At 61.2% G+C, this 13,300-nt stretch carries 10 protein-coding genes; 1 reads left to right on the forward strand and 9 read right to left on the reverse strand.

From position 1 onward, the window contains the following. Positions 1–7 precede the first annotated feature (7 nt). The 4 genes from ARC85_RS16370 to ARC85_RS16385 all read right to left on the reverse strand — a co-directional run bounded on the left by ARC85_RS16370 (position 8) and on the right by ARC85_RS16385 (position 5,597). The gene (locus ARC85_RS16370; RefSeq protein WP_286715509.1) at positions 8–1,432 is read right to left on the reverse strand and encodes an extracellular solute-binding protein; all 1,425 of its coding nucleotides are present in this window, start codon (positions 1,430–1,432) and stop codon (positions 8–10) included. Continuing rightward, the gene (locus ARC85_RS16375; protein WP_286715511.1) at positions 1,429–2,640 is read right to left on the reverse strand and encodes an ABC transporter ATP-binding protein; all 1,212 of its coding nucleotides are present in this window, start codon (positions 2,638–2,640) and stop codon (positions 1,429–1,431) included. The genes ARC85_RS16370 and ARC85_RS16375 overlap by 4 nt, the downstream gene beginning before the upstream one ends. Next, positions 2,637–3,749 carry an ABC transporter ATP-binding protein gene (locus ARC85_RS16380; RefSeq protein ID WP_286715513.1) on the reverse strand — a complete coding sequence of 371 codons (1,113 nt, stop codon included), beginning with the start codon at positions 3,747–3,749 and terminating at the stop codon, positions 2,637–2,639. The genes ARC85_RS16375 and ARC85_RS16380 overlap by 4 nt, the downstream gene beginning before the upstream one ends. A 288-nt stretch (positions 3,750–4,037) precedes the next feature. After that, the gene (locus ARC85_RS16385) at positions 4,038–5,597 is read right to left on the reverse strand and encodes a GMC family oxidoreductase (protein WP_286715516.1); all 1,560 of its coding nucleotides are present in this window, start codon (positions 5,595–5,597) and stop codon (positions 4,038–4,040) included. A gap of 328 nt (positions 5,598–5,925) precedes the next feature. Between ARC85_RS16385 and ARC85_RS16390 the strand changes: the two genes are divergently transcribed. Beyond that, the gene (locus ARC85_RS16390; protein WP_286715518.1) at positions 5,926–7,401 is read left to right on the forward strand and encodes an aldehyde dehydrogenase family protein; all 1,476 of its coding nucleotides are present in this window, start codon (positions 5,926–5,928) and stop codon (positions 7,399–7,401) included. A gap of 195 nt (positions 7,402–7,596) precedes the next feature. Here the strand turns inward: ARC85_RS16390 and ARC85_RS16395 are convergent, their stop codons facing one another. The 5 genes from ARC85_RS16395 to ARC85_RS16415 are packed head-to-tail and all read right to left on the reverse strand — an operon-like array spanning position 7,597 to position 13,277. Continuing rightward, the gene (locus ARC85_RS16395) at positions 7,597–9,204 is read right to left on the reverse strand and encodes a gamma-glutamyltransferase family protein (RefSeq protein WP_286715520.1); all 1,608 of its coding nucleotides are present in this window, start codon (positions 9,202–9,204) and stop codon (positions 7,597–7,599) included. A 16-nt stretch (positions 9,205–9,220) separates the two neighbouring features. Continuing rightward, on the reverse strand, positions 9,221–10,213 hold the full coding sequence (locus tag ARC85_RS16400) for an amidase (protein ID WP_286715522.1): 993 nt from the start codon (positions 10,211–10,213) through the stop codon (positions 9,221–9,223). Further along, on the reverse strand, positions 10,153–10,425 hold the full coding sequence (locus ARC85_RS16405) for a hypothetical protein (protein WP_286715524.1): 273 nt from the start codon (positions 10,423–10,425) through the stop codon (positions 10,153–10,155). Before ARC85_RS16405 ends, ARC85_RS16400 begins: the two co-directional genes overlap by 61 nt. Next, complete coding sequence (hpxZ, locus tag ARC85_RS16410; protein ID WP_286715526.1) at positions 10,422–11,981, reverse strand: oxalurate catabolism protein HpxZ; 1,560 nt, start codon at positions 11,979–11,981, stop codon at positions 10,422–10,424. Before hpxZ ends, ARC85_RS16405 begins: the two co-directional genes overlap by 4 nt. A gap of 24 nt (positions 11,982–12,005) precedes the next feature. Beyond that, positions 12,006–13,277 (reverse strand): amidohydrolase/deacetylase family metallohydrolase, encoded by a 1,272-nt coding sequence (locus ARC85_RS16415; RefSeq protein WP_286715527.1) that lies wholly within the window; start codon positions 13,275–13,277, stop codon positions 12,006–12,008. Positions 13,278–13,300 lie beyond the last annotated feature (23 nt).

A 13,300-nucleotide genomic window follows, 5' to 3' on the forward strand; every position in this document is an offset into this window, starting at 1 on the left:
GGTTCCGTCAGTCAGTCAACAGGCATGAACTGCACAGGGAAGAGACCTGACGCTGGCCTTCCTTCAACGCATCCTCGGCACTCAGGCGGCCAATACCAACCTGTTGCACCAGCGGACCCATGATGTTGTCGATGTCGAAGAAGTTTGGCGTTTTCGGCTTGGCCTGCACATATTCCAGAGACGCGGCCATGGCCTTGTACAGCGACTGGCGCTCGGCTTCACGCATCACATCCAGATCGAACGAAGAGCGCCGGATCGGCACACCGCCACCGCCCATTTCCAGCAGTTTGGCCTGGGTTTGCTTGTCGACCATCCACTGCATGAACAGGTAGGTTGCCTCCGGCTTCTTGCTATGGCTGCTGAGCGCCATCAGCGATGGCTCACCACCTGCACTGCGGGCGTCGAGCAGGTCGGCATTGGCCGGAATGCCGCCATACACGAACTGACCGGCATAGGTGCCGCCATCGGGACGGTCCACGCCAAGAACAAAGTCGCTGAAGGCAATCGACTGGGCGGCAATACCGTTACCCATGACTGTCGGCACGTCGATCAATGAGTACTCAGCCTGGCCGGGCGGCGCGAACTTCCACAGATCGGCCCAGAACTGCACGGCGGCGATATTTTCCGGGGCATCCAGTTGCGGCTTGCCATTGGCATCAAAGACGCCACCGCCCCAGTTGTTCATGAACACTTCCCACACGGTGGTGAAGGTCGTACCACCAGGGATACCTTCCAGCACGATGCCGTAAAAATCATTGCGCAGGGTTTCACCGGCCAGCGCTTCACCAGACTTGCGGGTGAAGAACTCGGCGATGTCACGCATCTGCTGCATGGTTTCCGCCGGTGCCAGCGGGTAGCCATAACGGGCTTCAAAGGCCGCCTTCTCGTCAGGGTGATTGAGCAGGTCAGCACGCGCCCAGTAGATCTGGTTGTAGTTCCAGGTCAGGAAGCCATACTGCGAGCCACCATGATTGACCAGCGATTCATTGGCTGGCTCGATCAGGTCATCCAGCCCCAGATCGGGATTGGTCAGTGTGCTGTTGGTCTTCAGCCCATCGATCGGCTGCAGTACACGGGCGGCCAGCAGCGGCCCGAGTTGCAGCCCGTGCAGCATGATCGCGTCATAGTGGCCGCGCCCGGAGAACAGGTCCGCCTGACCACGGTTGATCACATCGCCGTGGCTGAGCAGTTCATATTCCACCTGAATGCCGGTCTCTTCGACAAACTCGGGCACCAGTCGGCGCATGGTTTCCTGCAGCGGCGTGATTTCATCGAGAACCCGGATGGTGGTCCCGGCATAAGGCTTGGCAGCCTCGGCATAACTCCATTGCTGCGCCTGCAATGCAGCGCTGTAACAGAATGCGGTTGCCGTGGCGATCAGCCCGGCGAGCATGGCTTTACTCTTGGCTTTGTGCATAGTCATTGCGGTCATGCCTCATCGTGAATGGTGGTAGGCTCGGATAGGTTCTTGTTATGCATGGGTGCCGCGGCGTCCTGTATCAGCGCGCCACTGTCGTGGTCGAACAGCAGTACATGCTCGACCGGCACGCCGATCTGCACACTGCTGCCCACGGTTCCTTGAAAACCCGCCGGCATCTTGGCCTTCACGTGCACCCCGTTGACCTCCACGGTCACCAGGGTGTACTTGCCGAACGGTTCGACGGTATAGATCTCGCCCTGCAGGCGGTTCGGCGCAGCGCCGTCATCCAGCCGGGTATGCAAGGGCGGAAAGCCGATGGTCAGACGCAGTTGGCCACTGGCCTTGAGGCGTGCGAGGCGTGCAAGGAAAGCGTCACTGACCTGCATACGCGTGCCGTTGCACAGCACTTTCAGGCCATCAAGTTCCTGCTTGAGCCAAACCTCGACCAGATTCATCGCCGGATCGCCGAGCAGGCGCGCAATGCTGGTATTGGCCGGCGCGGCATACACCTGGCGCGAACTGCCAATCTGCTGAACCTTGCCGTCAATCAGCATGATCACCCGGTCGGCGACCGCCATGCCCTCCAGCGTATCCGGCGTCAGCCATAGCGTGGCCTGATCCAGTGCCCGCTGGCGGCGGGTAATTTCGCCACGCAGACGGTGGCGCAACTTGGCATCCAGATGACCGATGGGCTCATCGAGAATGAACAGACTAGGGCTCTGCACCAGCGTGCGGCACAGTGCGACCCGCTGACGTTGGCCACCGGACAGCTCGGACGGACGCCGCCCGGCAAGATGGGCGATGTCCATCATTTTCAGCATGCCTTCGACCCGCGAACTGATCTCGGCGGTGCTAAACAGACCTCGGTGGGATGGAGCCTTGAGCGGCGAGGCCACATTGGCGAATACATCCAGCGTTGGGTACAGCGCCAGCGACTCGAACATGTGCGCCACACGGCGTTTCTGCGCCGGCTGCTCAGACAGCAGCGTGCTGCCCAGATGAATGGCCCCCTCGTCCGGCACATCCAGACCGCTGATCAGGCGCCCCAGCGTGGATTTACCTGCTCCCGAAGGGCCACAAACCGCAATCACCTCCCCCGGTTCGGCAACGAAGGACACCTCTGCCAACGCCTGAACCTCACCAAAGTGTTTGCTCACCGCCTCAAGGCGCAGCGGCTCACCGCGCTGCAGGGATGAAATGTGCACAGTGTTCGACTTCATGGTGTCTCCAGCAGCAGGTTGCGACCCGACTCTTTGCAGAAGTAATGGAAATGCTCGGGCTCGAGACCCACCTGCAGGCTGTCGCCCTCTGCCAGCAGCAGCGGCGCTGGCGCTTCGGCAACTATTCGTCCGATAGCGGTATCGATGGTCACCACATCGGAGTCACCACCCGGCTCATGGGCGTAGACCTTGCCATCCAGAAGCAGGGAAGCCTGAGAAGGGTTGATCAATACCCGCTCAGGACGGATACCGATCACCAGGGCAGCGCCCGTATCCCGGCGTTGCAAGGCATCCAGTACCTGGTCACCGGCAGCGAAGCGGCAGTTTTCGGCGAACTGCACCCGTGACTGCCCGAACAGCTCTCCGCCATAGTTGGCATCCAGCAGGTTCATCGGCGGCTCACCAATAAAACTGGCCACAAAGATATTGGCCGGACAGTTGTAGATCGCCGTGGGTGTATCCACCTGCTGCAGAACGCCGCGATCCATCACCGCAATGCGATCAGCCATCGAGATCGCCTCGTTCTGGTCATGGGTCACCAGCACCGAGGTCAGTTTCGAGGTTTGCTGCAGCCGTTTGATCTCGGTGCGCAGTTGCACCTTCTGGTCGCTGTCCAGATGGCTCAGAGGTTCATCGAACATGATCAGGTCGGGCTCACGTACCAGCGCCCGACCAATCGACACCCGCTGCTGCGCGCCACCACTGAGTTGCTGGACCTTCTCGCCGCTGATGTCTCGCAGCGCCAGAAGTTTCAAAACCCGCTCGACTCGCTCGCTGATCTCGGCCCGGGGCATGCCACGGATCGACAGTGGGAAGGCAATGTTGTCGAACACCGACAGGTGCGGATACAACGCATAGTCTTCAAACACCATCGCCACATTGCGGCTGGCAGTATCCAGATCCGACACGTCCACATCATCGAAGAAGATCGCACCGTCGCTGATCGATTCGATCCCGGCGATCATCTTCAGCGTGGTCGACTTGCCACAACCCGACGGCCCGAGCAGAGCCAGCATCTCCCCACGGTTGCACACCAGGTCTATACCGGGAATGGCCAGCGTGGCGCCATCATAGGACTTGGTCACCCTCTCAAGTCTGACTTCTTTCATCAATCAGCCTCTAAATCACGGAAACGGGGCATACCCCAAATAACATCGATAAACACACAGCAAGAAAAGTACCAGTTATTTTTTATCTTTAATTTTCAACAACTTGATAAAAAATAATATTGCATAAATAAAAATATAAGAGGTCTACCACCTATATTTTCATCCCAAAAAAATGCGGCATACCTCCTAATGCACCGAAGCAGTGCCATTCACACAGAGTGCGAAAGAAATCAGAGGGAAACCGCAAACCACCCCGGCAGCCCTCACGGGCGCCGGTCAACAACTGCCTTACAAACCGTTATCAGCCCTGAGCATGTCTGCCGCACGCTGGCCAATCAGTACACAGGGCGCCATAGTGTTGCCGGTGGTGATATCCGGCATGATCGAGCCATCGGCTATGCGCAGCCCTTCAATGCCATAAACGCGCAAGCGTCCATCGACCACGGACATCTCGTCGGTACCCATCTTTGCCGTGCAGGTCTGGTGAAAATAGGTACCAGCGGCATTGCGCAGGAAGTCGAGCATGTCGGTCCCATTCAGCGGACCAGGCATCAGCTCGCGTTTGACGAAGGGGCGCAACGCCTGTGAATTGCCCAGCTCACGGCAGATTTCGATGCCCTTGAGCAGCGCCTTGACGTCCCGCTCATCACTGAGGAAGTTGGCCTCGACCCGCACCGGGTCGCTGAAGCGGTTACCGCTGAGCAGCACCTGCCCCCGGCTGTGCGGGCGCACCAGTCCCGGCGCCAGGGTCCAGGCCAGGCTGGGATCAACCGGCAGGCGGTATTGCGGGCGGGTAATCTCGCTGCCGAAGGCGCACTCTTCCAGCATCGGCTGCAAATCCGGGGTGGGCAGCGATGGATCACTCTTGGCAAAAAAGGTGAATTCCGCCGAGTTATTGCGCGGCGGCTGTGGCTCCGGATACTCCCAGCAGCATCCGGCAACCAGGATGTGATCCTGAAAGTTGCGGCCAACACCCGGCAGGTGCTGCACCAGATCGATGCCATGGCCAGCCAGCGACTGCGCATCACCAATGCCCGAGAGCATCAGCACCTTGGGAGTATTGATTGCCCCCAGCGACAGCACCACCTCATGCCGGGCAGCAATCTCGATCTGCTCGCCATTACGCCGCAGGCGTACACCACTGGCCCGTCGACCCTGCAACAGCACCTGCTCGACGCAGGCATCCAGCATCACGGTCAGATTCGGCTGCGCCATGCGCGGACGAATATAGGCAGTGGCTACCGATACCCGTTCACTGTCACCCACAACCGGCACATTGGGTATACCTGCTGCACCGGGCCCCTCCACCGCAGCGCCGTTGAGATCATCCACCGCACGAATGCCCAGGCTGTCTGCCGCATCACGCAACGCCAGCGCCACCGGATTGGGATTGACCGGATGGGTCAGGTAAAAAGGCCCCTCGGTCCCCCGGCGCGTCTCATCCGCCGGCCCGACCCAGCGCTCGATACGCTTGTACACCTCAAGAACCGACTGGTAGCTCCAGCCCTGATCATCCGCTGCACTGGCCCAGCTATCGAAATCATTGCGATGCCCGCGTGCCCAGACCAGACCATTGACGCTACTGCCACCGCCCAGCACCTTGCCCATCGGCAACGGCGGCGAACGCCCGTTGAGTGCCGCGCAGGGCTCGGAGCGAAACTGCCAGTCACGCTCACTGCCGATGTTCTGCATCCATATCCGCGCATCACGGGCCTGCTCGACCCGCTCATCACCACCAGCTTCGATCAGCAGCACGCTGACATCAGGATTTTCCGCCAACTGGCTGGCCACTACGCCACCCGATGCGCCACTTCCACACACAATAAAATCGTATACCTGCTCAGCCATGACTCCTCCCGCTGGCGAATGAACCAGGCCGGAGCACCTTTACGGATCTCCGGAGCTGCTGTTGGCTTGAGCAAAGGACATGCCAGAACATCTGCCCAGCAGCATCGGCCAGCAGGCATCACGGCTGCACCGGCACTCTCACCGCCCAGCCGCGGCCATCGCAGCGCAGATCACGCCCAGATAATGCGCAAAAATATGGGGTATGCCCCATACATGGCCAAATAAAAATCGCTATCGGCAGAAAATACGCGGTTTTCAGGGATGGTACGTTTCCTGCTTCTTTTACCAAGAGGATCAACAAACCCATCAGACATAGAGAGCAAAAGCCATGCACAATGTCGCAGAGATTAGCCAGACCAAGAGCCGCATACGGCCGTTCTACATCAACGGTGAGTGGCGCGAAGGCAGCAGCGCAGAAGTCGACAACAACTACAACCCAGCCACCGGCAAGGTCTGTGCTGTAGTCGCTCAGGCCAGTGCAGAAGACGTGGATGAGGCCATCAGCGCCGCCCACGCCGCACGCCATGGCTGGGCGAAACTGCTGGTCAGCGAGCGCGAAGCCATTCTGCTCAAGGCCGCCGACCTGATTGCCGAGCGCGCCGACGAAATACGCGACATCATCATCGAAGAAACCGGCTCCACCCTGCTCAAGGCACCCTGGGAAGTCGGCTATGCCATCGACTGCCTGCGCTCCGCCGCCGCCTGGACCCGTCAGGCCCACGGTGAAACCTTCCCGACCTGTTCACCCGGCCAGATCGGCATGACCGTGCGCCAGCCGCTGGGCGTGATCGCCGGCATCGCCCCGTTCAACTCACCACTGCTGCTGTCGATGAAGAAAGTCGCCTTTGCCTTGGCCACCGGTAATACCTTCATCCTCAAGCCATCCGAGTTCGCACCACTGACCGGCCTGGCTCTGGCTGAAATCTTCGAGGCCGCTGGTGTGCCCAAAGGCGTGTTCAACGTGGTACCCGGCTCCGCTGACAATGTAGGTAAGCGGCTGGTTGCCGACCCCCGCGTGCGGATGATCACCTTCACAGGCTCCGAACGGGTCGGCAAACTGCTGGCCGCAGAATGTGGCAAGCATATGAAGAAGGTAACCCTGGAGCTGGGCGGCAAAAGCCCGTTGGTCGTGCTCGACGATGCTGACCTGCAATACGCCGTCGACGCTGCCGCCTTCGGCATCTTCTACCACCAGGGCCAGGTATGCATGGCCAACTCACGGATCATCGTCGAGCAGGGCATCTATCAGCGCTTCTGTGAAGCCTTCGTGGAAAAGGCCAAGGGCGTAGTGGTTGGCGACCCGCGCCACCCGGACACGGTGGTCGGTCCATTGATCCGCCCGGAACAGTGCCAGTTCATTGCCGGCCAGATCAGCGAGGCGCTGGACAAGGGTGCCAGCCTGCTGTGCGGCGGCACCTATGAAGGCAGCTTCTTCCAGCCAACGGTGCTGACCGGCGTCACGCCGGACATGCGCATCTACGGTGAAGAGTCATTCGGCCCGGTTACTTCGATCTACTGCGCCCGCGACTTTGATCACGCGGTGGAACTGGCCAACGATACCCACTACGGGCTGTCTTCGGCGATTGTCACCAATGACCTGCAAAAGGCCATGGCGTTCTCCGAACAGTCCAACGCCGGCATGATTCACATCAACGACACCACCATCTCCGATGAGCCGCACATCACCTTCGGCGGCACCGGCGACAGCGGATTCGGGCGCGAAGGCGGACGTGCATCGATGGAAGAAATGACCGAGGTGAAATGGGTCACCATCCAGACCGGCAAGCGCGAATTTCCGTTCTGAATGCAGCAGGCAGGTGAGCCGAATACCGCGCGGAGATGGCAGCCGGGGAATCCGCCACCCTACCTCAGACCGTCGGCGCACAAGGATGTGCGCCGTCGAGCCCCATGGATGGCTTGTAGCGTGTCTGAGGTAGGGTGGCGGATTCCCCGGCCAACACCGATTTCTCCATCTACAAGCTATCCAGACAATCGCACCCTACCAGGCCGCCACTGCCCCATCACTGCGAGGATCATGCCCACCTTCAAGCAACCCGGAAGGATGCCGCAGGATCGCACCGGCATGGCCCATGCTTTCATCGTAATCAGCCAGTACCTCGACCTCATGACCCATGGCCCTGAGCGTATCAACCGTCTGCGGTGAGAAGCGCGCCTCCAGTTTCAGCGTTTCACTCGGGTTGCCCCAGGTGCGGCCCAACAACCAGCGTGGGGCATCGATCGCCGCCAGCGGGTTCATGCCAAAGCTCGCCACCCGGCTGAACACCGCGCTTTGCGACTGCGGCTGGCCATCGCCACCCATGTTGCCGTAAACCATAGTGCGTCCGTCGCTGAAGCGCGCCAGAGCCGGGTTCAGTGTGTGGAACGGCTTGCGGCCGGGCGTGTAGGGGTTGCGCGCCTGCGGGTCCAGGGCAAAGCTGCAGCCCCGGTTCTGCCAGTTCACGCCGCTTCCCGGCAGTACAATACCGCTGCCAAACTCATGGTAGACACTCTGGATAAAGCTGACCGCGACGCCCTGCTCATCAATCACGCCCATCCAGATGGTGTCCGCCGGCCCCATGCCCTTGCCCCAGGGTGCCGCACGCTGCGGGTCGATATCTGCCGCCAGCTTCGCCAGCACCTCAGGCTCAAGCAAGCTCTGCGGGTCAATGCTCATGTACGCCGGATCGGTAATCTCCCGGTCACGCACGGCAAACGCCTGCTTGGTTGCTTCCACGCAGGCATGCACGAAGGGCGCACCCAATGGGTCCATATCCGGTGTCAGCAGATGGTCCAGTTGCCCTAGGATCATCAGCGACACCAAGCCCTGAGTGGGCGGCGGGAAGTTGTACAACTGGCCCAGCGAGTGCTGCATGACCAGGGGTTTGCGCAACTGCGCCTGATGAGCCTCAAGATCACCCAGGCGCAGCGGGCTACCAGCCTGCTCCAGTTCAGCGGCCAGCGTACGCGCCAGATCGCCACGGTAGAAATCTTCGATGCCACTGCGCGCCAGATGCTCCAGCGTATCGGCCAGCTTGGGCAGAGTGAAGCGCTCACCAGCCTGCGGCACCACGCCACCCGGCAGGAAAGTCTCGGCAAAACCGGCAATACCTTGCAGTTCCTCTTGTTTTGCTGCGGTACACAAGCTCTGGCTACGCGTGACAGAAATGCCGCGGCGGGCATAGTCGATGGCATCGGCCAGCAGCCGTGATAACGGCAACTTGCCGGACAACTCGGCCTGCGACCACTGCTGAGCCAATTGCCAACCCGACAGCGTGCCAGCCACCGTATTGGCCGCCAGCCCGCCACGAAACGGAATACTCGACAGACCCTGACTGCGATAGTCCTCCAGGGTAATGCCCTGCGCCGAGGCACCACAGCCATCGACTGCCACCGGATCATGCCCGGGCCGCGAAATCAGCCAGAAACCATCCCCACCAATACTGTTCATGTGCGGATAAACCACGGCAATGGTCGCGGCTGCGGCGATCATCGCCTCAACAGCATTGCCGCCTTCGCGCATGACCGCCATGGCACTCTGTGCCGCCAGGGAGTGGGGAGCAACCGCCATGGCGCGGGAACCACGGCTGGGATTGGGAACGAACGCCATAATCTTGTTTTCCATTTCAACGGGATTGAGAACAACGGTACAACCGGGCAGCCAGGCCCATGACCTGCTCGTCAGCAAAGCGTGGTCCGAGCAGCGACAGACCTACGGGTGCACCGTCAATACGAATCCAGAGCCAGACTACCTGTGGCAGTCCAGCCAGACCGGCCATGCACAGCAGGCGCTGGGAGCGCGCACGGGTGTCCTGCACCTGCTCGGGCAGCGCATCCAGACGTGGCGCCGATCCCGGCACCGGTGGCAGTAGCATGTACCCATCTGTACCAAGCAGGCCTGTCAGGCATTGCTGGGCCTGCACCCGCCGAGCCGAAGCCTGCGCCACCTGCTCCACCGACACCTTGGCGGCCAGTTGCAGACGGCTCTCGACATCGGCACCGAACACCGCCCCAGCCTGCTCAAACCAGCGGCCATGCTGCTGCCAGACTTCCGCCGCCTGCAATACGCGCAACGCATCGGCCCAGTCTTCCAGCGCCAGCCTGCCGCCAGGAATATGCTCAACCTGAACGTCAGTGTGTTTCAGCCAGTCGGCAAAGGCCAACCGTACCGGATCATCCAGCATGGCCAGCACATCATCGCAGACCAGCAGCCTGCCAGCAGGCAGTTCAACAGCAACGCGGCTATGCAGCAGTTGCTCAAGACCAGCGCTCAACACCTCGGGGCTGCGGGCAAACCAGCCAACGGTATCGAAGCTGTGGGCCAGCGTGAAACAGCCCTGGGCAGCCACCCGGCCATGACTTGGGCGCACGCCCCAGACGCCACAGTAACTGGCCGGCAACCTGACCGAGCCGCCGCAATCGGTACCCAGCGCCAGATCGGCATGACCGGCTGCCACGGCCACCACTGAACCGGAGGACGAGCCCCCCGGTAGTCGATCCGGGGCAGCCGGATTGCGCGGCGTGCCGTAGTGCACGTTGATACCGGCCAGGCTGTAGGTCAGCTCATCGGTAACTGTTTTACCGACCCATTCAGCCCCGGCGTCCAGCAACCATTGCACTGCCTGTGCGCTCTCTGTCCGGCCACCGGCTGCTCTGCCAGCCAGGCCGGGTTACCAGCGCCACAGCGCATGCCCTCTACCTGAAATACATCCTTGACCGCCAGCCTTAGTCCCTTGAGTGGCCCATCGACCAGCGCATTGCTTCCGGGCCGGCGGGCAAATCCGTCAGCGACAAAGGCGCCATCATGGCCCGCCTGCAACAGAGAGTTCATGGCGTTGCCCAACTGACATGCGCAGCAACGATCCGCCAGGCACCATCAACCCGTACCCAGCTCTGGGTCTGGCGCCCCAGGCGGGCCACACCGGGGCGTTGAAAAACGATATTGGCCACGGCAAAGTCCTCGCCAAAGGTGGTTACCGAACGCTCCAGCACATGCCTGGCCAACTGACCGCTGTCAGCCCGCACACGGCGGAAGGCAGTAATTGCAGCATGCCCGTACAGGTGCTCGCTGGCACCATAGCGCAAGGTGTGTGGGCTATTCCAGAACAGCCGGTCCAGTTCATCCAGATGATTACCGGTCAGCGCCCGCTCATAGTCATCTACCGCCTGATTGAGCTGCACCAGCACCTGCGGCGCATTGACCTGTGGCGACTCGGCCCCGCCTTCGGCAAATAACGCAGGGTCGGTCAGACATACACCACGCCCAAGCAGGCCCTGTTCACCAGCCTCATCCAGCATTGCCAGCGCTACCAGTGGTGGACACGCCTGCTGACTGGCAAGCGCTGCATCCAACCCGGTACGCAGACCAAATCCGGCAAACGCCGGATGCTGGCCACGCAGGCAATCCATATTCGGCTGCCAGCCCGGCGGCAACCAGGGAGACATCAGCTCAGCAATCGCCTGCGCATGCCCCCAGGCCTGGGCACCGAAACCGGCAGCATCGATCACCCCACTATCACCCAGCATCGGCGCGGCCAACGTATCACCCTCGCGCAGACGTGGCCCATCCGGGCGGCGCGCGGCGCGGGTCAGCCAGTGCTGCGGCGCACCGGACAGCCGAATACCCACTTCCTGGCCATTGCCCGACAGACCAATGACCAGTTGATCCGCACCACAGCCAATGCTGGCCCGCAACATCAAGTGGCAGGCAGCCATCCACAGCGGCAGAAAGAACAGTGGAGCACTCTGCAGTACCTCAGCCACCTGCGCCGGCAGGTCCTGCTGCGCCAACCGATCCAGCAGCGCCAGCGTCGCTCCACTGGTCTGCGCATGCAGATCATCCCCGGCCAGCAGTCCCGCCTGCGCCAGCGGAATCAGCTCGATCCCGTCGGTAGGCAGGCATTGCCCAAAGGCCACCGCCAACTGCTCGTCGCGAAAGCGCAGACGTTCAAGGACTGCCGGGTCAGCGCTGCCAAAGCGAATCTGCGGCCCGCTGCCACTGGGCAGCAATGACCAGCAGCGGCCACTGCCCTCGGCATCCACCACTTCAACCAGAGGCGTTGAGGGGGAAATCACCGCCGCCAGCGGTGTCACCACATCGTATTCCTGAGCCGGGTGCAGGCGCACTCGGCCATCCAGAATCATTTTCCGTGCACTGCCCAGATCCTCTGCCCACCCCTCATGCACGCAGCACAGGGCTGCCGAGGCAAGGATCGGCGCACTAGGTCGTATCGGGTTGGCAAACGGCGGACCAGCATGCAGCAGACAATGCCGGCCCAGCCCAACCGCCTCGGCAGCCGTAACGACCCCGCTCCACACCGGACGCACTGCGTACACGCATTGCAGTGCGCGCTCAATGTTGTCCGCCTGTATGACTGCTGCCGTCATTGCCTTACTCCTGTGCCGTTCATCTCACAGAGGATGGGGAACCGGCAGGATCTCCGCCGTTGCATCAAAGCGCCGGCCAGCCCGCAGGCAGAACAACGGCTGCAACATGCGTTTGGCAACCACTTCAGTTCCTTCGTTATCGCGTAGCAACCATTGGCCTGCCTCATCCGACAGCACTGTGATATCCGCCTCACGGCCAACACCAAGCGAGCCAAGGGTATCGGACATACCCAGCAGCCTCGCAGCATTGCTGGTAGCCATCGGAATCACCTGCTCCAGCTTAAGGCCCAAAGCCATCAGACTGACCATTGCCGAGACAAGACTGAAACGTGAGGTGCCGGTGAACAGGTGTTCTTCATCCGGATGCTCGTCTTCCTCCGGCACACCGGCAGGTGCCAGTACCGAGGTGTTGTAGCCATGCATGTCGGCGCCCAGGGTATCCGGCACCACGCCCGCCTCAAGCACCTTGGCGGCCATCTTGTAGCTGAAATGCGAACCATGCCCGACATCCACCTTCAGACCCCGCGCCAAGGCCTCGCTGACCAGCGGATGCACCTCACCGTCAAGGGATACGAAACCGCCAGGGTGACGGCTGAAGGGATGCGCCAGCACATCGCCGGGCTTGAGCAGATCAAGGACCGCCGGGAAGATGCTGTCCGGGTCTACCTTGCGACCGCCGGACTCGGGCTCCGGCCACAGCTGGCCGAAATGGATGTACAACGGCAGGCCGGTCTGCTCACCAACCTGAGCAGCCTTTTTCATCACATCCAGCCCCCAGCGGGCAAAGCCGCCCAGCTCGGCATGCGCCTTGATACCCTTGACGATATCGCTGTTGGCCAGAGCCGATTTCACCGTGGCGCTCACATCCGAGCACTCGGGGCGGTACAACTCAGGATAGAAATGCCCTTCCAGCCCGCCTACCAGATAGGCAGAGATGAAGGAGATCACCCGGCTGTGCGAGGTATTGATCACATAGTTGCGAAAGCCCGGCAGGGTAATGCAACTGGCACCACCCTGATCGACCAGCGTGGTAACACCGGAATGCACACCGCACAGGTCGGGGTTCAGGCCAAAACGACCGGTTACGTACTGGTAGATATGCCCGTGCGTATCGATCAGCCCAGGCACCACCAGCCGTCCCGTACAATCGGTCAGCTCAGCACCAGCCGCCTGTGGCGTACCCAGCAGTTGACCCACTGCAGCAATGCGCCCGTCACGCACCAGTACATCCTGTACCGCGTCTATCGAGTTGGCCGGGTCAATTACCCGCCCGCCATGCAGAAGAGTCGTCTTCATCGAACATTCCCACCTTTAAATTC

It is taken from the genome of Marinobacter sp. tcs-11 (assembly GCF_002049515.1).
In the GTDB taxonomy this organism is placed as follows: domain Bacteria; phylum Pseudomonadota; class Gammaproteobacteria; order Pseudomonadales; family Oleiphilaceae; genus Marinobacter; species Marinobacter nauticus.